The organism is Aquisalimonas asiatica (assembly GCF_900110585.1).
In the GTDB taxonomy this organism is placed as follows: domain Bacteria; phylum Pseudomonadota; class Gammaproteobacteria; order Nitrococcales; family Aquisalimonadaceae; genus Aquisalimonas; species Aquisalimonas asiatica.
The window spans coordinates 431,585-454,534 of record NZ_FOEG01000001.1 but is presented as its reverse complement, the minus strand read 5'-3'; the positions used below and the strand labels follow the sequence as shown (position 1 = coordinate 454,534).

Annotated in this window: 20 protein-coding genes; 8 read left to right on the top strand and 12 right to left on the bottom strand. The window is 65.4% G+C overall.

Features of this window, described 5'->3' with window-relative positions:
- Nucleotides 1-3: 3 nt before the first annotated feature.
- The 6 genes from tamB to BMZ02_RS02160 form a co-directional block, all read right to left on the bottom strand.
- The gene (gene tamB / locus BMZ02_RS02185; RefSeq protein ID WP_091639537.1) at nucleotides 4-3,861 is read right to left on the bottom strand and encodes an autotransporter assembly complex protein TamB; all 3,858 of its coding nucleotides are present in this window, start codon (nucleotides 3,859-3,861) and stop codon (nucleotides 4-6) included.
- Nucleotides 3,858-5,573: an autotransporter assembly complex protein TamA gene (gene tamA, locus BMZ02_RS02180; protein WP_171909773.1), complete on the bottom strand. Its 1,716-nt coding sequence runs from the start codon at nucleotides 5,571-5,573 to the stop codon at nucleotides 3,858-3,860. The genes tamB and tamA overlap by 4 nt, the downstream gene beginning before the upstream one ends.
- 46 nt (nucleotides 5,574-5,619) lie before the next feature.
- A complete protein-coding gene (locus tag BMZ02_RS02175; RefSeq protein ID WP_091639534.1) occupies nucleotides 5,620-6,609 on the bottom strand; it encodes a serine/threonine protein kinase in 990 nt (329 codons plus the stop codon).
- A gap of 84 nt (nucleotides 6,610-6,693) precedes the next feature.
- The gene (gene nagZ, locus BMZ02_RS02170) at nucleotides 6,694-7,743 is read right to left on the bottom strand and encodes a beta-N-acetylhexosaminidase (protein WP_091639532.1); all 1,050 of its coding nucleotides are present in this window, start codon (nucleotides 7,741-7,743) and stop codon (nucleotides 6,694-6,696) included.
- Complete coding sequence (locus BMZ02_RS02165; RefSeq protein ID WP_091639530.1) at nucleotides 7,740-8,300, bottom strand: L,D-transpeptidase; 561 nt, start codon at nucleotides 8,298-8,300, stop codon at nucleotides 7,740-7,742. Before BMZ02_RS02165 ends, nagZ begins: the two co-directional genes overlap by 4 nt.
- Nucleotides 8,297-8,767, bottom strand: coding sequence for a CYTH domain-containing protein (locus BMZ02_RS02160; RefSeq protein ID WP_091639529.1), 471 nt, complete (start codon nucleotides 8,765-8,767; stop codon nucleotides 8,297-8,299). The genes BMZ02_RS02165 and BMZ02_RS02160 overlap by 4 nt, the downstream gene beginning before the upstream one ends.
- A 119-nt stretch (nucleotides 8,768-8,886) precedes the next feature.
- Here BMZ02_RS02160 and BMZ02_RS02155 point away from each other — a divergent pair, with 119 nt between their 5' ends.
- The 4 genes from BMZ02_RS02155 to BMZ02_RS02140 all read left to right on the top strand — a co-directional run bounded on the left by BMZ02_RS02155 (nucleotide 8,887) and on the right by BMZ02_RS02140 (nucleotide 11,441).
- Nucleotides 8,887-9,327, top strand: coding sequence for a YiiD C-terminal domain-containing protein (locus BMZ02_RS02155; protein ID WP_171909772.1), 441 nt, complete (start codon nucleotides 8,887-8,889; stop codon nucleotides 9,325-9,327).
- A 125-nt stretch (nucleotides 9,328-9,452) separates the two neighbouring features.
- Nucleotides 9,453-10,154, top strand: coding sequence for a 2,3-diphosphoglycerate-dependent phosphoglycerate mutase (gene gpmA, locus BMZ02_RS02150; protein ID WP_216110680.1), 702 nt, complete (start codon nucleotides 9,453-9,455; stop codon nucleotides 10,152-10,154).
- Nucleotides 10,155-10,180: 26 nt separating this feature from the next.
- On the top strand, nucleotides 10,181-10,906 hold the full coding sequence (locus BMZ02_RS02145; RefSeq protein ID WP_091639524.1) for an SDR family oxidoreductase: 726 nt from the start codon (nucleotides 10,181-10,183) through the stop codon (nucleotides 10,904-10,906).
- 28 nt (nucleotides 10,907-10,934) lie between these two features.
- Nucleotides 10,935-11,441 carry a DUF1499 domain-containing protein gene (locus BMZ02_RS02140; protein ID WP_171909771.1) on the top strand — a complete coding sequence of 169 codons (507 nt, stop codon included), beginning with the start codon at nucleotides 10,935-10,937 and terminating at the stop codon, nucleotides 11,439-11,441.
- On the opposite strand, the gene BMZ02_RS02135 is transcribed toward BMZ02_RS02140, so the two are convergent.
- From BMZ02_RS02135 to proV, 5 genes are all read right to left on the bottom strand, one after another.
- Entirely contained in the window at nucleotides 11,428-12,687 is a 1,260-nt protein-coding gene (locus BMZ02_RS02135) for a COG3014 family protein (RefSeq protein ID WP_091639521.1), read from the bottom strand. The genes BMZ02_RS02140 and BMZ02_RS02135 overlap by 14 nt on opposite strands.
- Before the next feature lie 13 nt (nucleotides 12,688-12,700).
- The gene (locus BMZ02_RS02130; RefSeq protein ID WP_216110663.1) at nucleotides 12,701-13,300 is read right to left on the bottom strand and encodes a penicillin-binding protein activator LpoB; all 600 of its coding nucleotides are present in this window, start codon (nucleotides 13,298-13,300) and stop codon (nucleotides 12,701-12,703) included.
- A 154-nt stretch (nucleotides 13,301-13,454) separates the two neighbouring features.
- Nucleotides 13,455-14,273 (bottom strand): glycine betaine ABC transporter substrate-binding protein, encoded by an 819-nt coding sequence (locus BMZ02_RS02125; protein WP_425425066.1) that lies wholly within the window; start codon nucleotides 14,271-14,273, stop codon nucleotides 13,455-13,457.
- 125 nt (nucleotides 14,274-14,398) lie between these two features.
- Nucleotides 14,399-15,298, bottom strand: coding sequence for an ABC transporter permease (locus tag BMZ02_RS02120; RefSeq protein ID WP_091640370.1), 900 nt, complete (start codon nucleotides 15,296-15,298; stop codon nucleotides 14,399-14,401).
- A gap of 12 nt (nucleotides 15,299-15,310) precedes the next feature.
- A complete protein-coding gene (gene proV, locus BMZ02_RS02115; RefSeq protein WP_091640369.1) occupies nucleotides 15,311-16,510 on the bottom strand; it encodes a glycine betaine/L-proline ABC transporter ATP-binding protein ProV in 1,200 nt (399 codons plus the stop codon).
- A 414-nt stretch (nucleotides 16,511-16,924) separates the two neighbouring features.
- Here proV and BMZ02_RS02110 point away from each other — a divergent pair, with 414 nt between their 5' ends.
- Nucleotides 16,925-19,213, top strand: coding sequence for a TonB-dependent receptor family protein (locus BMZ02_RS02110; protein ID WP_091639517.1), 2,289 nt, complete (start codon nucleotides 16,925-16,927; stop codon nucleotides 19,211-19,213).
- Nucleotides 19,214-19,465: 252 nt separating this feature from the next.
- On the opposite strand, the gene BMZ02_RS02105 is transcribed toward BMZ02_RS02110, so the two are convergent.
- Nucleotides 19,466-20,092, bottom strand: a complete 627-nt coding sequence (locus tag BMZ02_RS02105; protein ID WP_091639516.1) for a Z-ring associated ZapG family protein — start codon at nucleotides 20,090-20,092, stop codon at nucleotides 19,466-19,468.
- A gap of 203 nt (nucleotides 20,093-20,295) precedes the next feature.
- On the opposite strand from BMZ02_RS02105, the gene BMZ02_RS02100 reads away from it, so the two are divergent.
- The 3 genes from BMZ02_RS02100 (at nucleotide 20,296) to BMZ02_RS02090 (ending at nucleotide 22,946) form a co-directional block, all read left to right on the top strand.
- Nucleotides 20,296-20,919, top strand: a complete 624-nt coding sequence (locus BMZ02_RS02100; RefSeq protein WP_091639514.1) for a DUF2946 family protein — start codon at nucleotides 20,296-20,298, stop codon at nucleotides 20,917-20,919.
- Between the two features lie 258 nt (nucleotides 20,920-21,177).
- Nucleotides 21,178-22,320 carry a DcaP family trimeric outer membrane transporter gene (locus BMZ02_RS02095; RefSeq protein ID WP_139209119.1) on the top strand — a complete coding sequence of 381 codons (1,143 nt, stop codon included), beginning with the start codon at nucleotides 21,178-21,180 and terminating at the stop codon, nucleotides 22,318-22,320.
- A gap of 248 nt (nucleotides 22,321-22,568) precedes the next feature.
- Nucleotides 22,569-22,946 carry an MAPEG family protein gene (locus BMZ02_RS02090; RefSeq protein WP_091639511.1) on the top strand — a complete coding sequence of 126 codons (378 nt, stop codon included), beginning with the start codon at nucleotides 22,569-22,571 and terminating at the stop codon, nucleotides 22,944-22,946.
- The last annotated feature ends 4 nt before the right edge of the window (nucleotides 22,947-22,950 follow it).

The window sequence follows — 22,950 nt, the reverse complement described above, 5'->3', positions numbered from 1 at the left end:
CCGTCATTCCCTGCTGCCGAACTCGAAACGGTAGATCAGATCGATGGCGTTCTCGAGGCTGCTCACGGCCTCCAGGAAGAGATTGGTGGCCAGCTGGTACCGCAGTGTCAGTGTGTTGACCGGCGTAAACACGCCAACGCCGTAACCCAGGTAGAGGTTGGGGTTGATGTAGCCACCCATGACCACCTGGGTTTCATCGCCCTCGCCCTCGGTGTCTATGGCGAAATCCTCGATGCCGAGCCCTTCCGCTACCGCCGTGGCATAGCCGCCGCCACCGGCCACGCCAAGGGCAATGGCGGCCCGCGCCATCATGTTCTCCCCGCCGGGGCCACTCTCACCCGCCGGGCGCCCGAGAATGATGTAGGAGAGCACATCCTCCTCCGCCATGGCCGGCTCGGAGAACAGGCTGACCCTGGGCTCTTCCGGATTGCCCTCGAGCCGCAGACCCGCGGTGACATCATCGCGCTCGATCCGGCGCACGGCTTCCACGTAGATCTGTGGCCGGTCCAGCGGGCCGGCAAACAGCAACTGCCCTTCGCGGATCTGCAGGCGCTGTCCGTAAGCCCGGTAGCGGCCATCGACGATGCGGATTTCACCATTGCCCTGGGGCACGCTACCACCGCTCTGCTGCAGGCGCAGGTCGCCAACAAGCCGCCCGGTGATGCCGTAACCCGAGAGTTCCACGCGATTGCCGAGTGTCAGCTGGATGTCGGTCTGCAGATCCAGCCCGCCCGGCGCTTCCAGCTCACCTTCGTCATCGTCCGGCAGTGCGCCGTCCTCGGGCATATCGTCGATCATGACCACATCACCGCTCAGGCGGACGGCCGATTCCGGCAACTCCGCCAGGGTGATGTCGCCCCTGGGCACGTCCAGGCTGCCCGACAGACTCAACACCCCTTCCCCGAACTGCACCTGCAGATCGGGGTCGACGCGCAGGTCGGCCACGGGTTCGTAAACCACCTGCAGACCCGCCCCTTCGAGGTTGATGGTGGCGACCGGCTCCCCGGACCAGTCCGCCTCGCCCGCAAGGGTGGCCGACCCGTCGCCGCTGCGGAAGCCGCCCTCGAGGGTGGCGCTGTGCCCGTCCACATCCAGTCGCAAGCCGATATCGGTGAGCGAGACGCCAACGGCCAGCGGCTCCAGGCGGCCGTCTTCCAGTTCGACGGTGCCGTGGTAACTGGGATCGGTGACCTCCCCGGCCAGCTCTCCCGACGCGCTCAGGGTGCCGCGCAGGGTCCGCATTTCCGGGAAGAACGGCTCCAGGACGTCGAGCCGCACGGACGCCACCTCCACGTTGCCCTCCAGTGGCCCGAACGGCGTGTCGCCGTTCTCGACGGTGGTGCGGGCATCCACGCGCATGCTGCCCAATGCTTCGGACAGTAGTTCCAGCTCGACGCCAAGGGCGTCGCGGTCCAGGTCCACGTTCAGTGCCAGCCGCTCGTACTCCAGGGTGAGTTCCACCTCGTCGTCGTCGGCATCCTCGTCGGTCAGCCGCACGGCACCACCGTCGACACCCGACACCAGGCGGACCTGGGGCAGCGGGCCATCCCCCCAGCTGGCCTCGACATCGGCGGAGAGCGCGCCGGCCAACTCCACCTGGGGTGGCAGCCAGGGTTGCAGCCAGTTCAGCTGGAAGCCGGAGAGCGCGAGTTCGGCGTTGCCGGTAGCACCCGCTTCGATGGTTTCGGGGGCGCACAGGCTGGCCTCCTCGTGGCGCCAGCAATGCGCGCCGATGGCGGCATGCGCCGCCATGGGATCGATCTCCAGGGGCGTTGCACGGTCCAGGCGCCAGCCCTGCCCCGCCAGCTGAACGTCACCGCTCGCCAGCAGGCCGTCCCAGTGCAGGGCGTCGTTCAGCCCGCCCTCGACCCGCAACGCCGTGTCGATCCGCTCGGCATCCAGGTCCAGCTCCAGAACGTGGTCACCCCGGTCACCGGCCAGGTCCAGGGCAAGGCGGTGAACGGTTTCATATTCGGAGGTGATGTCAGCGGCGACCAGGCTGACTTCGCTGTCCTGCTCACCAAGGGCGTCGACTCTTGCCCGCAGGGCCAGCTCGCCGATGCGACCCAGGTCGCCATACGCCAACCCGGTCCCGTCCAGGTCGGCACGGATATCCGGGGCATCGAACGGCCCCCGGATGGCGAAGTCGCCATGAAGCGCGCCGGCAAGTTCCGGCATGAATGCGCCCAGCTCCCCAACATCCACCTGGCCTTCCAGGTCCAGCGCGTCATCACCCACCGTACCGGCAAGGGCCAGCCGGCTCTCGCCGCTGCGCAGGAGGACGTCATCCAGTGTCCAGTCACCGGCCAGGGGGCGGTGTACCCGGCCATCCAGGCGGACGTCGTAGCCTTCGACCCGGCCGTGCAGGCCATCGACGGTGGCGTCCAGCTCGATGTCGTCGTCCACGAACCGCCCATGGGTGCTCAGGCGCCCCGTTATGCCCGCGGGGGCCTGGGCCACGAGCGCGTCCGCGTCAATGCCATCAAGATGGGCGGTCACGTCCCAGACGATCTCCGGGTGCCAGGACACACGGCCGGCGACATCCAGGCTGCCGCCCAGCAGGTCGCCCTGCAGCTGTTCGAGTTCCAGGTGCTGAAGGTCGCCCTGTCCGGCCAGCTGCCATTCGCCTTCGGGGATGTCGGCGCCGTCGATGGCGCTGCCCAGTTCTATGCGGTAGTCGGTGAGGTCACCGGTGGCGCGCAGCCGGCCGTCCCGGGCCGCAATGAGCTCCCCGGTGTCGAGCGGCCACTGGAGCTGATCCCAGCTCCCTTCGATCCGAAACGGCAGGTTGTCCTGGCCTGCGGCGACTGTCCCCTCCAGATGGATGGCCGCCGGCCCGCGGGTATCGAGGCTGAAATCCAGGTCGCCGACGCTGTTCCAGAGTTGCGCGCGCAGTTCCAGATCACCGATCTCCGGCAAACCTTCAGCGTCGACGCGTATGTCCAGATCCACCGGCCAGTCATCCATGAACGAGAGACTGCCGTTGACGGCGATGCGTCCCTGCTCGTGCCTTGCATCCAGGTGGGTGAGAACCAGATCGGGCCCGCGCAGGCCTCCTGCGACGCTCAGCCGGTCGAGCAGGAACGTCTCGCTGCCCTGGACCACGCGCAGCTCGTGCACGCGGAAATCGTCCACCACGACATCGAGCGGCAGGCGCACGTCCGGGAGCTCCAGTGCCTGCCAGCCCGTTTCCAGGAAGTTCCCGGTGTCGTTATCGTCCTCCAGCGCGGCCACCGGCTCCTCGTCGCCCTCTTCCAGCTCCGCGAGAATGGTTTCCCAGTTGAAACGCTTGAGGTGGAAGGTGGACCCGGACAGTTCACCGCCCAGGCGCAGATCGCTCCAGCGCACCCGGTGGCCATCAACGCGCGCATCAACGCGCTGCACCCGGACATCCGGGAAGGCAACGGCAACCGGAAGCGAGAATGGACCGTCGTCCGGGTCGTCTGCATCCGGGGCGGGATCGGCATCGTCAGTGGCGGCCCCCAGGGCGTCGGTATCCACAGTGACGTCGACGCCGCGTGCCAGCGCCAGATCCAGGCAGACGCGCGCCTGCAGCAGGCAGAGGTGATCCCAGCGCAGTTCCACCTCGCTGATGGCGACCTCCAGCCCTTCTTCCTGCCAGCGGAGCGAGCGCACGTCCAGCCCGTTCCAGAGGTTGCCGCCGGTAATCTCGAGCTCCAGGCGCTCTTCTTCCGCCATGGCGCGATCCGCCAGCCACTGTGCGCCGCCGGTGGTCATGGTCAGCCAGAACAGGATCACCGCGAGAGTGATCAGAATGATGTAGATGATCCGTGACACGCTGCCCAGCGCGCGCGCGACCCACCGCAACCCCTGTTTCAGCCTCTCCAGCAGCGCGCTCATATTTCCGGCCCCATGGAGAAGTGCAGGCGGAACGGCGTATCCGGCTCACTGATGCCCCAGGCGAGGTCGAGCCGGATCTGCCCCACCGGCGAGGCCCAGCGAACACCGAACCCGGCGCCTTCGCGGAAGTCCTCGTCGAAATCGCTGAAGGCGTTACCCACATCGTAGAACGTGGCGACGGTCCAGCGATCATAGATCCGGTAGCCGTACTCCAGGCTGCCCACCAGCAGGTAGCGCCCGCCAATGAGATCGCCGTCCTCGTTCCTCGGGGCGAGGGACTGGTACCGGTAGCCACGCACGGTCTGGTCACCGCCGGTGAAGAATCGCAGCGAGGGCGGCGTCCGGCTGAAACTCTCCGAGATGACGGCGCCGGCATCCCCGCGGGCGACAAGGCGGTGACGGCCGTAGGTGCGCAACCACTTGGTGCCGAGCCGGATCCGGGAGAGATGGATATCCGAGCCCAACTCCGGGTGCGTGGCCTCCACGGATGCGAACTGGCGGTCCCCCCAGTTGGGGTCCAGCCCGCCACGGCTGCGGGTGCGGGTCAGGCTCATGCCGGGCAGTGTGAGTGTGGTCTCGCCCCGGTCGCCCGCCTGCACGAACTTCTCCCGCTCCCAGCGCAGGAACAGCGTCTGGGTCCAGCCACGGGTCAGCGTGCGCTGCCGCTGGATCGCCGCGGTCAGCTTTTCCGTTTCGGTGTCCTCGATCTCCTCGCGCTGCCAGCCGCCCTGGAACTGGAGCCTGTGGTCCAGCGGCGGTGTCAGGGGGATGCTGTACGTGCTGCTGACGGACTGCCGCACCTCCGACACCTCCGCTTCCGAGGACAGGCTGTGTCCGTCCGCGTTCACCCAGGGTTTCCGCCAGTTAAGCCTGATCCGCGGCCCGACGTCGGTGGCATAACCCACACCCACACCCATGCGGTTGGGGCGGTTCATGCGCACGTCGGCACGCACGGGCACGCGCCGGTCCTCGCCGCGGTCCTGATTGGTGCGCACGCGCACGTCGCGGAAGTAATCGCTGTTCAGCAGGTTGCGGTTGAAGGCGGCGATGCCGTCCGAGTGGTAGTAATCGTCCTGGTCGAACGGGACAAGCCGGGCCAGGAGGTCATCCGAGAGCGCGTTGTCGGAGTATTCCACGTCGCCGAATCGGTACCGCTCACCGGAATGGTAGTGAAGGATGATCTCCGCCCGCTGATCACGAATGCTGACGTTGATGCGCGATCGCACGAAGCGGCCGTCGAAGTACCCGCGGCTGAGCGACAGGTTTTCGATATTGCGCTTGGTGGACTCGTAACGGCCGTGGTGAAGGGTGTCCCCCTCGCGCAGCGGCATGCGCGCGAGCAGCCGCTGGAATGCGTCGTCCGTCTCGGCATCGCCCTCGATCCGGACATCCACCGAATCGATGACGATCGGCGGCCCCGGGTCCACGTGAACCACGATCCTGCGGCCACCATTATCCCGCGGGGTCTCCACCCGGACGTCCGCTTCGTAATGCCCGAGCGCCTGCAGCGCCTCGGTGGCCCGCTGGTTCACGCGCCCCGCGAAACGCCGCACCACCAGCGAGTCATTGCTGGCGGGCTGGCCCACGTGGTTGCGGACGTTATCGCGCAGGTCACCCTCCACCCCGCGGATCTCGACCGTCACCTCCGCCCAGGCGGGCACGGCAATGACGAGCAACAGCAGCGCAATCCAGAACGCGCTGATCCGCGTCATGGTTACAGACAGCCTCTTGGGTGGACTCTCCGGCATTTTGGGGCGCTCACAACTGAAGCGGTGGCTCGTCGAGGAGTGCGGCCTGCTCCCGCAGGGCAAGGATCTGTTCCTCCCAGTAGCGCTCGCTGGCGAACCACGGGAACGCCGGCGGGAACGCCGGGTCATTCCAGCGCTTTGCCAGCCAGAACGAGAAATGGATCATCCGCAGGGTGCGCAGCGCCTCCACCAGATGCAGCTGGCGCGGGTCCAGTGACGCGAAATCCTCGTATCCCTCTAGGATCTCATCGAGCTGACGGGTCATCTCGACGCGATCTCCCGAGATCAGCATCCACAGGTCCTGGATCGCCGGGCCGTTCATGGCGTCGTCGAGATCCACGAAGTGCGGGCCATCGTCCGTCCACAGGATATTGCCCGGGTGGCAGTCTCCGTGAAGCCGGATGTGCGCGTAATCACCTGCCCGCTCGAACGCGGCATCGACCCGCTGGAGCACATCCGCCGCGAGCGTGGCATAGGCCGATTCGAGGCTGGGCGGTATCAGGCCGTGGCCGGTGATGTAGGCCACGGGATCATGCCCCATGCGCGTACTGGTCAGTGTTGGCCGCGCCTGGAAGGCATGCATTCCGCCGACCATGTGGAGCCGCCCCATGAAGCGGCCAATCCACTCGCGGGCCTGCTGGTTGTCCAGGTCCGGCAGACGGCCACCCTGCCTGGGAAACAGGGCAAACCGAAAGCCCTCGTAGTAATGCAGCGTGGTGCCGTTGAATGCCAGCGGCGCAACCACGGGAATCTCGCGCTCGCTCAGCTCGATGGTGAACGCGTGCTCCTCGAGAATCGCCGCGTCACTCCAGCGGCCTTCCCGGTAGAATTTCCCCACCAGCGGCGGCCCGTCCTCCCGGCCAATCTGGTAGACGCGGTTCTCGTAGCTGTTCAACGCCAGAAGGCGCCCGTCCGCTTCCAGGCCGAGACTGTCCACGGCATCGAGTACGATCTCCGGGCCCAGATCCGCGTAGGGCGTTTCGCTGATGGTTTGCTGCATCCGTTTCTTCCGGTGTCAGGCGACAGTGGACGTAATGGCGCTTTCCTGAACTGAGACAGGCTTTCAGGCCGGTAGTGCCCTGACCTATCCGCTATCGGTCGCGCTGGCCGCGATGTCATCCACGACCCGTCGTGCCGTCACCCACCGGTCGGTGGCGTGCAGCGCCTCGAGACTTGAAGCAGGAGCGGCGCCCGGCTGCAGCATGGCCAGCCGCCTCTGCGTCTGCGGATCCACCTCTGCGCCGAGCGCGTCCAGCACGCCGGGGATGGCATCCAGTTCGTTGCAGAGCATGATGAGGTCGCAACCGGCGTCCACGGCGGACTCCGCGCGCTCCGGATAGTCGCCGATGCTGGCGGCGCCCTCCATGCCGAGATCGTCGCCAACAACCACACCCTCGAAACCAAGCTCCTGGCGCAGCGTGTTCTGGATCCACTGGCGGGAGAAGGTCGCCGGCTGATTGTCCATGTCGCTGTAGACCACATGTGCAGTCATGACCGCATCCAGGCCCCCGGACTCGACCAGCCGCTCGAAGGGCACCAGATCCTCGCCGCGGAGGGCAAGCACGGGCCGGTCGTCCACCGGGAGATCCAGATGGGAATCGGCGCTGACGCCGCCGTGCCCGGGGAAGTGCTTGCCGGTGGCCGCCATGCCCGCCGCACGCATGCCTTCGGTCCAGGCAGTGGCAAGCTCGGCGACGCTGTCCGGGTCGCCGTGAAGGGCGCGATCACCGATGACGGAGCTGAACCCGCGGTCCAGGTCGAGCACCGGGGCAAAACTGAGATCCACCCCTGCTGCCCGCAGCTCGGCGGCCATGAGCCAGGCCATCTCCCGGGCCCAGTGGCGGGACGTCCGGTCGTCCTGGTCATGGCGGGCGCCGATGAGCCGCGCGGGCGGCAGCACCGTGCACGGTTCGCGAAAGCGCTGGACGCGGCCGCCCTCCTGATCCACTGCGACGATGGGAGCAGGCTCCCCCTGGCGGTGAATCGCCGCCGTCAGGGCACACAGCTGGTCCCAGCTCTCGAAGTTGCGGGTGAACAGGATGACGCCGACCACCCGGGGGTGCGCCAGCAGCTCCCGCTCCTCGGCTGTCAGCTCAGCACCGCGGACACCGATCATCAAACCGCCGGGCGTCATGTCACCTCCGGGTTAGCATGGCGGGGGAACAGGCCGGGGTCCGGCTGGTCAGGTGCCTCCGATGCCGCACCCAACCACACCGGCATTCCTGCCGAAACCACATCAAAAAGATCAAGCATGTCACTGTTTCTCATGCGAATACATCCGCGGGAACCCGGAACACCGAGGGCGATGGCGTCGGGCGTGCCATGAAAGTAGATATACCGACGCATGGTGTCCACGCGGCCGAAGCGGTTACGGCCGGGTTCCCGGCCACAGAGCCAGAGGATGCGTGTCAGGATCCAGTCCCGATCCGGCTGGGATGCGTACAGGGACGGCGTGCAGACTTCGCCGGTCCAGCGGCGCCCGCGGAACACGCCCCCTTCCGGCACACCGGCTCCGATCCGTGCCCGGATAACGTGCCACCCGCGCGGCGTGCAGAACGAGCCGTCCTCCTCGCCTGGCCCGTTCAATGCGGTCGACACGGGGTACTGGCGCCGAACCGTACGCCCTTCGAGCAGATCGGCTTCCTGCCGGTCGAGGTGGACGCGAATCCAGCGTGACGGCAAGACCGTCATGACCACTCCCGATACGGGTGACGAACCAGGCTCACGTTGTAATAGCGGGGGTCGGCGGACACTTCGTCTCCCAGCCAGTCGGGGCGCTCGAAGGGTTCATCTTCATGGCCGAGCTCGATTTCCGCAACAACAAGCCCGGCATTGTCACCGAAGAACTCGTCGACCTCCCAGAGATGGTCGCCATGACGCACGAAGTGCCGGGTCTTCTCGATCAGGGGACCATTGCACAGGCTGTCCAGCATCTCCCGGGCCTCTTCCAGCGGAATGGCGTATTCGTATTCCTGGCGCTGGATGCCGAGCGTGGCGCTCTTGATGTTCAGCCACGCCTGCTCGTCACTCGCCCGTACCCGCACGGAGGCCCGCTCCGTGCCGGCCAGGTAGCCCTGGCGGACCACCAGGGACGCATGCGCCTGGGCACGCCACTGTTCCCCTGTTGTCAGGAACTTACGCTCGATTTCTGCGGCCACGCCGACCCTCCCCTGTTTGCCCGCGGGCCGGGGTGCTCCCCTGCCCGATGGCGCATGGTAACGTATCCACCACCTTCGATGACCGCGAAACGGCCCGATCAGACCATGGAGACAGGCGCATGACCGCCGACGAACTTCAGGCGCTGCTGCACGACCAGATCCCGATCAGCGCCGCCATGGGCATCCGTGTCCTGGCGCTGGAACCACAGACGGTGACGCTGAGCGCACCACTGGCAGCCAATCACAACCACGCCAATACGCAGTTCGCGGGGAGTCAGCACGCCCTGGCGAGCCTCGCCGGCTGGGCGCTGCTCCGGGTCTGGGCGGAAACCGCAGGCTGGGAAGCCGAGCTGGTGCTGGGCAAGGCGGACATCCGTTATCTGCGCCCTGCTGCAGGAGACATGACCGTACAGGCCCGGCTGACGGACAGCCAGCTCGAGGAGCTGGACGCCGCCCGGCGCGGGAACGGCACGGGGCGCCTGCGGCTGGACATGGAGATCCGCACCGACGCGGGCGTCTGCGCCCGCTTCGGCGGCCAGTACGTCGCACGCGGGAAGTAGGACTGCCGGTCCCGTGCCTGGAGCGCGGATCGTCCGGCGTTATCCCGGCAATTTTCCCGGCCATTTCCAAAGGCTGCTAGAATCCCGGGTTTTTCGGCAACACAGAGGGCTGCTCAATGAAACGTCTGGTGATGCTCCGCCACGGACAGAGCGTATGGAACCTGGAGAACCGGTTCACGGGCTGGCACGACGTGGATCTCACTGACCAGGGGCGGGATGAAGCCCGCGCTGCCGGACAACTGCTGCGGGCCCACGGCTATCGCTTCGACATGGCCTACACCTCCGTGCTGAAACGGGCCATTCGCACGCTCTGGATCGCGCTGGACGAACTGGACGCCATGTGGATTCCCGTGATCAAGGACTGGCGCCTGAACGAGCGCCACTACGGTGCACTGACCGGCCTGAACAAGGCCGAGACCGCCGAGAAATACGGTGACGACCAGGTGCACGTCTGGCGCCGGAGCTACGCCACGCCGCCACCCGCGCTGAGCGACGACGACGAACGGCATCCGCGCTTCGATCCCCGGTACGCAGGGCTTGCCGCTGACCAGCTGCCGGCAACCGAGTCCCTGGAAACCACTCTCCAGCGGGTGCTGCCCTACTGGGAGTCGGATATCGCGCCCACGCTTCGCAACAGCGACACCGTGCTCATCGCCGCCCACGGCAACAGCCTGCGTGCGCTGATCAAGCACCTGCAGGGCATCAGTGACGAGGAGATCACCGGCGTCGAGGTGCCAACGGGCCAGCCGCTGGTCTTCGAGCTGGACGACCAGCTCAGGGTGCAGGACGAGTACTATCTGCGTGACCGGGCCGTCCCCGGCGCGTAACGAAACGCCAGGAGTGGATTCTCGCCATGAGCGACAATCAGCCCGTTAGCGTCATCACCGGTGCCAACCGTGGCCTCGGCTTCGAGACCGCTCGCCAGCTCGGGCGGCTCGGGCATACTGTCGTGGCCACGAGCCGCGACGGCATCAAGGGCAAGGCCGCCGTGGACAAGCTTCAGAGCGAAGGGCTCGCGGTGGTCTACCACCCTCTCGATGTGGACCGTGAAGAGAGCCGGGTGCGCCTGTTCCAGTTCATCGAGGAGCGCTATCAGCGGCTGGACGTGCTCATCAACAACGCCGGCGTCATGCCCGACGGTGCGCCCGATACACCCGGAGCCACGAGTGTCTTCGACACCGACCTCTCGCAGGTGCGCCAGAGCATGGAAACCAACCTGTACGGCCCGTTACGCCTGTGTCAGCTGGCAGTGCCGCTGATGCGCCGGCACGACTACGGGCGTATCGTGAACGTCTCCACCGGCCTGGCGCAGATCTCCGAGATGAAGGGCGAGTTCACGGCCTATCGGCTTGCCAAAACAGCGCTGAACGCCCTCACCCGCATCGTCGCCGCGGAGGTGCGCAACGAGAATATCCTGTGCAACGCTGCGAGTCCCGGCTGGGTGAAGACGCGCATGGGCGGTGCCAACGCGCCCCGGTCTCCGGCGGAAGGGGTGCGTGGCATCGTGTGGCTCGCCACCGTGGGCAATGACGGGCCGAGGGGTGGTTTCTACCAGGACCGCATGGCGATTCCCTGGTAACCCCCCACGCGCCGGCCGGGAGGCCATCATGAACGCCGTGAACGCCGCCGTCCGATTCCTGCTGCTGGTACTGATTCTCGCCGTGGTCACCGCGATCGGCACCATACTGAAGAACCGGCCACCGCTGATGAACGAGCCCGGCCCGTTCGCCCGGGCCGGCATCTACCTCACGACCAACAGCGTGGAGACGCGCAGCAACGCCATCCGGCCGGAGCTGCGGCCGCGTCTCTACGATGCGCCGCCGGACGAGGCCTGGGCGGAAGCCCGGGCGGTCATGGAGGAGCTCGGCTGGGACATCGTCCACGTGAGCGAGGAGAATTACGCCATCCAGGCAGTGGCCATGACGCCGTTGCTGCGCATGAAGGATGATGTGTACGTGCGGCTGCACCCGGTGGACACCGACCTGAGCACACTCTATTTCCACAGCCGTTCCCGGATTGGCCGCGCCGATTTCGCGGCCAATACCCGCCATTTTCTGAACTTCCGCGACGGCCTGGAGAGGCGCCTGCTGGACGCGCGGCTCAGCGAACGGTAATGGTGCGCACCACCAGCCCGCCCGGCTCGATGGTGACCGTGCCGGGGTGCAGCACCTCGGCGCCACCGCCGCGCCGCCGGACCCGGAACTCGGGGTCGTACTCCCCCGCCGGCAGGTCCAGCCGGGCCATCCAGATGCTGTCCGGCAGGGTGCGCCACAGGCGTGTGTCCGCCTGCTCGAAGAGAAACCCGGCGAGATTCACCAGTACCCCCAGCCCGGCATGTTCGTCACGGGCCTGGGCGGAGACCTGATGGCGCACCACGTTCCGGCTGAGCGCACGCGCGGTGAGCAACGGGATGCGTGCATCGAGCCAGCGATCCACCGAGGCGTGGACCGACTCCACCCGTTCGCCATCCGCCTGCTCACCGTTCACGGCAATGTGCAGGCCGGTGGTGGGGTCGCCCTGGCGGCGCACCGCTGGCAGTGAGATGCGGTAGAGCTGGCCCGTGCGCGGATCCTGGGTGGCCACCGTGCCCTCCACCAGGCGCGGCCCGAAGCCGCTCTGCACCACGAGCAGAAGACGCCCGGTGTCGGGCGAGGCCGGGCGCCACGCGCTGATGCCGAAAGTCTCCGCCCAGCGGTCGCGCTCGTCCGGCAGACCAAGGGCGTCCAGCAACCGCAGCAGGCTGACCTGCAGGTCCCGGGGCACGGGCTGATTCAGGGCCTGATAGCGTTGGGCCGCCCGTCGGTAGGCGATCAGCGCATCGCTGCGGTCCCCACTGGCTTCGAACACGACGCCGCTGAGGTAACGGGCGAAGGCGTCGCCCCCGTGGGGCGCTGCACCGTCCACCGGATCAACCCGGCGCAGCCCCAGATCCACCTGCAGCGCCTCCACCCTCGCCGCCTGCACATCGCCCAGCTCCAGAAAGTTCAGCATCTGCATCACGTGCAGCAACAGGCGCTCGTGAACGCTGGCCTGGTAAGTGTCGGCGGTCTCGGCCACCGCCCAGTCGGTCACCGTCTCGCTGAGGCTGATCGGCTCGAGCTGGCCGAGCAGGGTTTTCGCCTGTTCAAACTCGTCGATGCTGCCTTCCAGGTCACCGTCGAAGCGCAACAGCATGCCCCGTTCCAGGCGATAAAGGGCCTGGTTGCGCCTGGAATCCAGCCGTTCGGCGGCCTCGAGCGCGCCGGCGGTGTCATTCGCCCGCAGGCGATCCTCGATCCGGTCCTGTGGTTGTGACACGGCGCAACCCGCCAGCCCGAGAACGGGCAGCAGGAGCAGAACGCAGAGCAGCCGGCCACCCATCCGGGGCGGCCTGTCAGGAGCGGAACAGCCCGCGCCGGATCACCTTGCGGATTTCCTTCTGTCCGACCCAGACGCGCGTGTTGTCGGAGAGGCTGGTCAGCGCCAGATTCACCTGGTAATACGCCACCTCCGTGCGCCCTTCGACGTCGCGGATGGTGTTGATGGTGCCGGTCAGCATGTAATCGGCACCCAGCTCCAGGCCGGCCGGATTCCGTGTCTCTTCCCGGGCATGCAGGCCCTGGTCCTCCCGCTCCTGCCGGATCGCCTCCCGCTCGCCACGGTCGGCCACGAACGTGATACGCCCGGAGTTGATCAGCTCCCGCTCGATATCGCGGATGAACGCGTTGGTGCTGATGTGCTCGTCGCTGAGGTTGCGGATCTCGCCGACGATCACCGTGGGGTTGTCGTCACTGTTGTTGAGGTGCCGCGCCAGCCACGGCCGGTCCAGCATGTCGCCGACCATTTCCTCCGATACGAGCTTGGAGTCACGGTCATTCCAGCGACCGGTCAGATCCTCGGTCTCGCCCTCGCCCACGCGGTCCACCTGCGTCGCGCAGCCGGCAAGCAGCACCAGCACGGCCAACGCCACACCCAGCACGCGTAACTGTCTCATCATCATCCCCTGGCTCCATCGGGGTCCCAACGCCCCGCCCCGTCTATTCTGCCCCCTTCGCCGGCGCCGAGAAAGCCGGTAACGGAGCGCCCATGCACGAAAAAAGCCCGACCGGCCTGAGCCGATCGGGCCTTCAGCAAGCGGCCTGTGTTGCTTAGAGGTCGCCGGTTACCCAGTAGTTCACACGGGTCTCGTTCTCTTCCAGGTACTTCTCCACGGCCTCTTCATAGGAGTTTTCCTGGGCGTAGAACATGTACTCCTGGAGATCATCGATGGGGATGTACATCCGCGTGATCATGGCAGCGGCGTCCTCGAAGTCCGCCGGGAAGCCTTCCCGCGCCAGGGCGTGGATCCGCTCCGGCCCGCCGAGGCTGCCTTCCGGATCCTCCAGGTAGCGCAGCTCGTAGGCACCGAACTTCCAGTGCGGGCTCCAGCCGGTGACGACGATCCACTCGTCACGCCCGTAGGCGCGTTCCAGTGCGGCGGTCATGCCGGCATCACTGGAGAGCTGGAGCTCGTAGTCCAGGCCGTAATCCTCAATGGCCTGCTCGGAGAGGCTGGTCAGGCCGGCGCCCGGATCAATGCCGGTAATCTGGCCGCCCAGGTTCTCCCGGACATCGTCATTGGTGAGGTCCTCAAGGGAGCTCAGTTCATCTTCGGGAACGTAGTCCGGAACCACCCAGCCGAGGCGTGCACCGGTGTACAGGGCACCCAGGTCAACCACATCGCCTGCGACGCGGTCCATGTAGTCGCCGTGCGTGTCCGGGAGCCACGACATCAGCATCAGGTCGATGCTGCCGCCCGCAATCCCCTCGTACTGGGGTGCGATGTCGGTCTGCACCAGGTCCACGTCATAGCCCATTTCGTCTTCGAGGATGCGCTCTGCGAGCTTGGTGACGAACTCCGCGTCAGACCACGCCGTCCAGCCGATCTGGATTTCATTGTCCGCGCTGGCGGTGGTCGCTCCCACCATGGCAGTACCAAGCACCAAGGCGGCCAGAGTACGACTTGCGTGTTGTAACATTCTGATACTCCTCGATTGCCCTCTGAAACGACCCCGGGGCCAATACCCCGGGCCGACCCCCAGTATAACGAAACTCACGCCGTCTGTTGTTTTCCGTCCTGCCAGCGCCTGAGGAAGTCGAGAATGCCGCGCCGGCGGGCGCTGCCGTACTGCGGCGCAAAACTCTGGGTGATACGGTCCAGCAGGATGGCGAGGATGACCACGCCCAGCCCCCCTTCGAAACCGAGGCCCACGTTCAGCCGCTGGATACCGGTCAGCACCGTGTTGCCGAGACCGCCGGCACCGATCATGGACGCGATCACGACCATGGACAGGGACAGCATGATGGTCTGGTTGATGCCCGCCATGATGTTGGGCAGCGCCAGGGGCAGCTGTACCTTGAACAGCAGCTGCCGGTCGGTGCACCCGAAGGCCTGCCCTGCTTCCACGTTCTCGGCGCTCACCTGCCGGATACCCAGATTGGTGAGGCGCACGGCCGGCGGCATGGCGAACACCACGGTGGCAATGGCACCGGGCACCTGACCGAGCCCGAAGAAGATCGCCGCGGGGATCAGGTAGACGAAAGGCGGCATGGTCTGCATGAAGTCCAGCACCGGCCGCACGATGGCTTCCACCGTATTGTTGCGGGCCATGGCAATGCCGATGGGCAGGCCGATCAACAACGCCACCACACTGGCCGCCAGCACCAGGGCAAGGGTGGACATAGTCTGGTCCCATAGCCCCATGATGGCGATCAGCAGCAGGGACAACACGGAGAAAATGCCGAACTTCCAGCCCACCCGCCAGAACGACACGATCGCCACCAGGAGAATGAATATCTCCATGGGCAGCCAGAGCAGCAGGTTGGCAAAGCTGTTGGTGAAGAACCCGACGACGCCGGCGAAGCCGTCCAGAGCGGGTTCCATGTTGTTGCGAATCCAGTCGACGCCAGATTCCACGTAGCGTCCGATCGGAATCTCGATCTCGTCCAGAATGAAAGCCATGATTTACCCCGCCTTGTTGAGCGTCTGCAGCAGCGCGGTCTTGGAGATGGAGCCGACATAACGGCCCTCACCATCGACCACCGGCACCGGCCAGCGCGAATCCGCGACCAGGCCCATCACTTCGTTGAGCGGCTTGTCCCGGGGCACCGATTGCACCCCCTCCTCAAACGCCGCGGACCAGCGGTCTTCACCGCCGGAGTCCTTGGCACGGTTCAGGCCCTCGGCGCTGACAATGCCCTGGAATGCACGGTTACGATCCACCACGATGCCGAACTCGCGGTCATGCTCCCGCAGCCGCGCCAGCGCTGCCGACACATCCACCCCGGGGCGCTGGATCACGGTGACCTGTTTGTTGGTGGCGATGTCGCCGGCAGCAAAAACCTGACTGACATCAACCCCGTAGAAGAACGACTTCACGTAGTCGTCGGCGGGGTTGCTGACGATCTCTTCCGGCGTGCCCACCTGCACCACGCGGCCGCCTTCCATCATGGCGATGCGGTCGCCGATGCGCATCGCTTCGTCCAGATCATGGGAGATGAACACCACCGTGCGCTGATCCCGCTGCTGCAGCTCGATGAGCTCGTCCTGCATCTCGGTGCGGATCAGCGGGTCCAGTGCCGAGAACGCTTCGTCCATCAGCAGGATGGCCGGGTCCGTGGCGAGCGCCCGGGCAAGCCCGACACGCTGCTTCATGCCGCCGGAGAGCTCGTGGGGGTAGCTGTTGAGCCAGGCACCGAGCCCGACGGCTTCCAGTGCTTCCTTTGAGCGTGCACGCCGCTTCTCCCGGGGAACACCCGATGCTTCCAGGCCGAAAGCGGCGTTGTCGATGACCGTCTTGTGCGGCATGAGCGCAAACGACTGGAATACCATGCTCATGTCGCTGCGGCGCATCTGGATGAGCTCGTTCTTGCTCATCCGGGTGATGTCCCGCCCGTCGATCTTCACCGAGCCCGATGTCGGCTCGATGAGACGGTTGAGCATGCGCACCAGCGTTGACTTGCCGGACCCGGACAGCCCCATGACGACAAAGATCTCGCCGGGCCGGATGGCGAAGTTCGCATCCTGCACACCGACCGTGTGGCCCGTCTTCGCGAGGATGTCATCCTTGTGCCAGCCCTGTTTGACCAGGTGCATGGCTTCCTTCGGCTTGGGGCCGAAGATCTTGTAGAGATTCTCAACGACGAGTTTGTACTCTTCAGACATGAATCTGCCCATGGATGAGGCCTTCATGCTGCAGATGGCGCCAGAGGTGTGAGTCCTACCCCGACGGTGACCCCGCGCATGTCGGCTGTTCTCATTGGCCTGCGGACCGACACCCGGTCGACCGAGGCCCCGTTTCAACAGGAACTTTAAGTGGGGACGACCATGTCCGCAAACGCTGACACCAGGGTTTGCGGACCAGCCGTCATCCTGCAGAGCCAGACACTGGCCCTTTCTTTTGTTGTTTGATTGTTCAATTAACCGTTACGCAGTCTACTCGCTCTCCCGGGCAAATCCAAACCTCCCTACATGAATGCGAACGATTCTCATTGACGATTTCATTTCTGTTCCGTAGAGTTCCCGAAAACAAAATGCCAGAACCGTCACTACCAACACCGCAGTTCAGGAGGGCATACAATGATCTTGCTCCGACGCAGCCACGCCATCGCCGGTGTCACCGCTCTTGGCCTGGCCGCCGCAGCCGGTGCCGCCACCGCCGACGACGGTAACCGCTCCCCCACCCTGCTCGACCGCATCAGCATCACCGGCGACCCGGACCGGATTCAGGATGTCCCCGGCTCCGCCCAGCAACTCGACCGCGACGAACTGGACCGTCACAGCTACAGCGACCCGCACCGTATTCTCCGGGCCATCCCCGGGGTCAACATTGCCGAGGAAGAAGGCTACGGCCAGTTCCCGCACATCAGCATGCGCGGCACTCCACCCGAGCGGAACAACCGTGTCACGGTCATGGAAGACGGCGTCCTCGTCGCCCCGGCGCCCTACTCCGCGCCGGCCGCCTACTACTTCCCGCCCATGGCACGGATGGACCGAGTGGAAGTACAGAAAGGCTCCAGTGCCATCCGCCACGGGCCCTACACCACAGGCGGCGCGCTGAACATGCTCTCCACCCCCATCCCCGACGACACCAGCGGCAAGGCGGATGTGCTGTTCGGCTCCAACAACGGCCGGCGCGTACACGCCAACGTCGGCGGAACGGAGGACCTTCCCGAGGGCGCGGGGCAGTTCGGCTGGCTGATCGAGGGGTTCACGGAGCAGTCCGACGGCTTCAAGAATCTGGACAACCCCGCGTCGGGGCCGAACCAGCCGGACCCGAACACCGGCCTGGACCGGCGCAACATCATGACCAAGCTGCGCTGGAACACCGACCCGGCGGCGGCCATCTACCAGGAAGTGGAGTTCAAGTACGCCCGGGACGACCGCACGGTAAACGATACCTATCTGGGCCTGACGGAGAGCGACTATCGGGATGACCCGTACCGGCGCTACCACGGCTCGCAGAAGGACGAGATCAACACCGAGAACGAACTGTTCCAGCTGCGGCACTACATCAACCCGACGCCGAACACCGATCTGACTACCACGATCTACCGCACGGACACGGTGAGGAACTGGTACAAGCTGCATGAAGTGGCACCAGAGGGGGCAGACTTTGATGATTCGGACTCATTCACCGGCATAACGGACATTCTCGACAATCCTGGTGGCTTCGCCAGTGAATTCGCCTGGATTCAGGGTAACGATAACGATGCCCGTGGCGCCGTCCGCGCCAACAACCGCGAGTACTACGCCCAGGGCATCGACTTCACCGGTGGCTACTGGTTCGATCTCGGTGGCTGGGACCACGAACTGGAGGTGGGCCTCCGTTTCCATGAAGACGAAGAAGACCGCTTCCAGTGGCAGGACCAGTACGAAATGGGCCCTGAAGGCGACATGTACCAGGTGGAACGCGGTACTCCCGGCGAAACCACCAACCGCCTGACCGAAGCCGACGCCATCGCCACCTACGTCCAGAACACCATGCGGCAGGGGCCGTGGCAGATCCAGACCGGCCTGCGATACGAAGACATCGAAATCCGGCGCCGTGACTGGGACGATCCGGAGCGCTCAGGCGCCAACCAGGACCGGGACACGACCGCCAACTATCGGGTCTGGATTCCAGGCATTGGCGCCACGTACGCCATCGACGCCAACTGGAGTGTATTGGCCGGCGTGCACCGCGGTTTTGCCCCTGGTGGCACTGACGAGGATGCCCGGGAAGAACGCAGCACCAACTACGAGGCCGGTTTCCGCTACAGCAGCGCCAACACCCGCGCGGAGGTCATCGGCTTCTTCAACGACTACAGCAACATCAACATCGAATGCACCGCCGTGGGCGGCGGTTGCGGTCAGGCCGACATCGGAGACAACGTCTCCGCCGGGGAAGTGGAGATCTACGGGCTTGAGGCCCTGGTAATCCACGATCTCGGCCGCTCCCAGGGCTGGGATTACGCGGTTCCCCTCAGCCTGGGCTACACCCTGACCCAGAGCCGTTTCGCGCAGTCGATCGGCGAGAGCGCCCCGAACCAGTGGGCCAATGCCGAAAAAGGCGACTCACTGCCGGAAATCCCCGAGCACCAGATCAATGCCAGTGCGGGCATCGGTCAGGAAGACTGGCGCGTCACCCTCAACGCCAACTATGTGACTTCCGTGAATGCCCGGGCCGACCCGCAGTTCAGCGGCCAGGAGATCGACTCCCGACTGCTCATGGACGTCTCCGGTGAGTACCGGGTGCACCCCAACGCACGGCTGTTCGCCGCCGTCGAGAACCTCACGGACAAGGAGTACATCGCGCACTACCGCCCGGCCGGCGTACGGCCCGGGAAATCCCGTGAAGTCTGGGCCGGGGTGAAAATGGAGTTCTGACCGCGCACCGCTTTGAAACTGTCTTTACCTCGTGGGCACTGCCCTTTCAGCCGCATCCGGGATGGATGCGGCTGTTTTCTTTGGTGCATCGTGGATGGAGGGTGGTGGGTGGTGGACCTGAAGGTCCACCCTACGCCTGCGATCGCCCCGGGGCCTCCGTAGAGCCTCCGTAGGGTGGACCTTCAGGTCCACCATCAGTCCACCATCAGGCTCCGACCATCTCACGCGCGTTACGCCACGCGCCTGCGAAAATCACGCCCGCCGCTGTTCATCCTCGGGCCGGCCGGCTTCCTCGTCCGTGTCGGCGTGGTCGCGAGGCGGCTGCACGTCCTCCGGCGTCGGCGTGTCGCCATGTTCGGCCGCGGGCTCTGCTGCGGGGTCCGCGTCCGGCCGGCGTGCCTTGTCCGCCTGGTCTTCTTCCGGCTCCGGCGCTGCATGCTGCTCCGCCTTCTGCTCCGGCTCTGCCCTGGCGTGCTCCTCAGCGGGTTCCGCCGCGGCGTCGGCACCGGACGCCTCGTTTGAGGCTGCCGTCTGCGCCTTTTCGCTCTCGCCCTCGATGTCCTCCGGCCCCTGAAGCTGTCGGTCCTCCGGGCGGGTTTCCAGCAGGCCGGAGTTGGTGCCCGTGCCCAGGCGCTCGGAGCCCTCGGCCAGATGCTCGTAGAGCTGTCGGTAGGAGCCGGTCACGGTGTTGAACAGGTGGGCCGTCTTCTCGAAATGCGTGCGCACATCCTCCCGGTAACGCTGCAGTTCGGCATTGGCCTCGTCGCGCTCCTGCTCCATCTCCCGGGCCTTCTCCACGCCCGGTGCGGTGTAGCGGCCCAACCAGATGCCGCCCACGAGGCAAATCAGCACAACGATGATCCAGATTGCCGTGGTCATAAACCCGTCCTCTATTGATTACCCGATACCATGACGACACTCCATGGCCCCAACTGTTCAGTACAGCACGACTATACGGCAATGCCACCCGACCGCTCATCCGTAACTGCACAGCAACACCCCTTCACACACTGCCGCGGATCGGACATGATCGAAGCGTCCCCGGGCATCCGCCCGGCACCACCCGATCCGGAGAGCGCAGAATGGATGAGTCCGTCCACAGGGCCATGGCCCGCTGGCCCGACGTGCCCGCCGTCTACGGCTACATCGGCGTCAACCACCGTGGCGACTTCCTGCTGCAGGGACATGTGGTCACCCACGAACGCACCCGCGAGTTCATCCATCGCAACTACGGACTGGACGACCAGGGCCGCGCCTTTTTCCAGAACGGCCCCCAGCGCGCCTACGCGGATCTCGAGGCCACCCCCTGGATCTACCGTCTGATGGACGACGGCCAGCTCCGCACCCACACCGGGCAGCCCGTGACCGCCCTGCGGGAAGCCGGCATGACCGCCAGTGGCGACGTGGTGATAGTCACCGAGCACGGCCCGGGGCTGCTCCACGCCCAGGACCTGGACCAACTGGCCGACCACCTGCAAAGCGACATGCAGCCGCTGGACGACGCCCTCGCCGCCCTTGTGGCCGGCTCCGGTGCCGAAGTCACCCTCCTGCTACCGGCCGGCCGCGTCCCGCTGCACGGGCTGGGCGACGCCCCCCTGCCGTCGCGCTTCGGCTACACCCCGCAACCGGAGCCGGACCCGAACGACCCCCGCAGCGCCGTCTCCACCCACCGCCCTGCATGGCGGCCCGCCACAGATACTGAGTGACGTACAACATTTCAGCGTTACGAAAACAACCTGCCTGAATCCGCCGGAGACGCCCTTATGACGGGGCTTGTCACGCGTTTGTCACGCGCGTATTGTTGCGCTTGTTGCGACCGCACAACGGGATGTTGCTTTCATCTCCTTGCATCCCGTGTGAGCACGCTACACTGAGGGAGTAAGCAGTTTTGGGGTGTAACTTTCCCGCGACAGGGCACCCACTTAAGTGCGTCTCTTGATGACTCATCACAGGAGTAAAGAAGAATGGCAACACGTACAATGAAGGCAACTGCTGTAGGTTCTTTCTCCGCACTGGCGATGGCTGCCGCCATGAACGCCAATGCCGCAACCTTTGAAGCCGGTGACACGGAGGTGACCCTTGAGGGCTACGTCAAGGGCGACCTGATTTACGATGCGGACGATCGCCTCGGCTGGTTCGCCAACCCGGACAACATCGGCACCGACAATTCCGACGGCCACTTCCGGTTCAACGTCGGCCAGAGCCGGTTCGGTTTCCGCACGGTGACCCCGACCGAGCAGGGCGACCTGGAACTGTTCGTGAACATGGACTTCGGCGCCGATGATGGCTCCAGCCCGCGCCTGCGTGAAGTATACGGCCAGTGGAACAACATCCTGGTTGGCCGCACCTGGTCCAACTTCAACACCTTCGTCGGCACGCCGTTCACCCTGGACTTCACCAACGCCATCGGCCAGCCCGGCCAGGACCTGCAGCAGCAGGTTCGGTATACCATGGGCAATGTTGCAGTGGCACTTGAAGCCAATGACGATACGCTGGCGTTCCCCTCTGGTTGGGCTGGCCTGGAGCCTCAGGACGAGCAAAAGGCTGAGCTGCCGGATCTCACCGTCAGCTACGAAGATAGCTTCGGGGCTGTGAACGTCGGTACCGGCGCCATGGTGCGCCAGTTAGCGTTCGACGATGGCAACGATGATGACAGTGCCGTCGGTTACGGCGTTTACGCGGCTGCCAACATGGAAATTGCACCGGGTACAACCATCCGAGGAGCTATCACGGGTGGTGACGGTATTGGCAATTATAATTACTTCCAGCCTGGCGCCCCTGCACGGTTCATTGATGGCTCTGTTGAGACTATCGAGTCGATCGGCGGCACCGTTAGCGTAAGTCAAGCAATTGGGATCGGTGAAGCGACCGTCGCCTACGCGTACGCATACGCTGACGTTGAGGAATATAATGACGCAGCGGCTGGGGACGAAGACGACCCGTTCTTGGACGACACTTGGCAGAGTGTCTACGTCAACTACGCTTTCCAGCCGGTTGAGCGTGTCACCTATGGCGCGGAAGTGGGCTACCACAAGCGCACGCCTGAGCGTGGCGGCGAGTCCGAAGACGCCGTCCGCGTCATGGCCTCGGCCATCTACGACTTCTAAGCAGTCGTACCAGACCAGTCTGGTGATCAACGGGCGCCTTCGGGCGCCCGTTTTCTTTTGTAGGAGGGACTTCAGTCCCGACCCGCTCTCACTGCATCCTCCCTGGTTTCGGCGCTGAAGCGCCTCCAACTCCGCACCCGGTGTTCTTCTTCGGCTGCGACCTGATCACCTCCCCATCCCCTGCTTGCCCCACCCCATCGACTGCCCTACTCTGAACGCCAACATTTTCCAGACAGGATTCTTTCCCAATGCCTCTCGCCTACTGGTGCATTCTCATCGCCGCCTTTCTCCCCGTCGTTTTCGCCGGTATCGCCAAGGCCGGTGGATCCCGGTTCAACAATCGCCGGCCGCGGGAGTGGCTGGCGGCGCAGGCGGGATGGCGGCAGCGAGCGAACTGGGCGCAGCAGAACGGCTTCGAGGCGTTTCCGCCCTTCGCGGCGGCGGTGCTCACGGCGCAGCAGCTCGACGCCGGTCAGGGCGTGGTGAACGCCCTGGCGCTGGCCTTTGTGCTCTTGCGGGTTCTCTACGGTGCCCTCTACATCGCCGATCGTCACCTGCTGCGCAGCCTCGCCTGGCTCGGCGCCACCGGCTGCACCGTGGCGCTGTTCCTGGTGGCCGCGTTCTGAATCG

Excerpts from the sequence above, each read along its gene's own strand:
- BMZ02_RS02155 (WP_171909772.1), top strand. The coding sequence starts at position 8,887 with ATGACCGCCGACGAACTTCAGGCGCTGCTGCACGACCAGATCCCGATC.
- BMZ02_RS02175 (WP_091639534.1), bottom strand. The coding sequence starts at position 6,609 with ATGCAGCAAACCATCAGCGAAACGCCCTACGCGGATCTGGGCCCGGAG.
- BMZ02_RS02105 (WP_091639516.1), bottom strand. The coding sequence starts at position 20,092 with ATGACCACGGCAATCTGGATCATCGTTGTGCTGATTTGCCTCGTGGGC.
- BMZ02_RS02100 (WP_091639514.1), top strand. The coding sequence starts at position 20,296 with ATGGATGAGTCCGTCCACAGGGCCATGGCCCGCTGGCCCGACGTGCCC.
- tamA (WP_171909773.1), bottom strand. The coding sequence starts at position 5,573 with ATGACGCGGATCAGCGCGTTCTGGATTGCGCTGCTGTTGCTCGTCATT.
- BMZ02_RS02145 (WP_091639524.1), top strand. The coding sequence starts at position 10,181 with ATGAGCGACAATCAGCCCGTTAGCGTCATCACCGGTGCCAACCGTGGC.
- BMZ02_RS02090 (WP_091639511.1), top strand. The coding sequence starts at position 22,569 with ATGCCTCTCGCCTACTGGTGCATTCTCATCGCCGCCTTTCTCCCCGTC.
- BMZ02_RS02165 (WP_091639530.1), bottom strand. The coding sequence starts at position 8,300 with ATGACGGTCTTGCCGTCACGCTGGATTCGCGTCCACCTCGACCGGCAG.
- nagZ (WP_091639532.1), bottom strand. The coding sequence starts at position 7,743 with ATGACGCCCGGCGGTTTGATGATCGGTGTCCGCGGTGCTGAGCTGACA.
- proV (WP_091640369.1), bottom strand. The coding sequence starts at position 16,510 with ATGTCTGAAGAGTACAAACTCGTCGTTGAGAATCTCTACAAGATCTTC.
- BMZ02_RS02110 (WP_091639517.1), top strand. The coding sequence starts at position 16,925 with ATGATCTTGCTCCGACGCAGCCACGCCATCGCCGGTGTCACCGCTCTT.
- BMZ02_RS02135 (WP_091639521.1), bottom strand. The coding sequence starts at position 12,687 with ATGGGTGGCCGGCTGCTCTGCGTTCTGCTCCTGCTGCCCGTTCTCGGG.
- BMZ02_RS02125 (WP_425425066.1), bottom strand. The coding sequence starts at position 14,273 with ATGGTGGGAGCGACCACCGCCAGCGCGGACAATGAAATCCAGATCGGC.
- tamB (WP_091639537.1), bottom strand. The coding sequence starts at position 3,861 with ATGAGCGCGCTGCTGGAGAGGCTGAAACAGGGGTTGCGGTGGGTCGCG.
- BMZ02_RS02140 (WP_171909771.1), top strand. The coding sequence starts at position 10,935 with ATGAACGCCGTGAACGCCGCCGTCCGATTCCTGCTGCTGGTACTGATT.
- BMZ02_RS02095 (WP_139209119.1), top strand. The coding sequence starts at position 21,178 with ATGGCAACACGTACAATGAAGGCAACTGCTGTAGGTTCTTTCTCCGCA.
- BMZ02_RS02130 (WP_216110663.1), bottom strand. The coding sequence starts at position 13,300 with ATGAGACAGTTACGCGTGCTGGGTGTGGCGTTGGCCGTGCTGGTGCTG.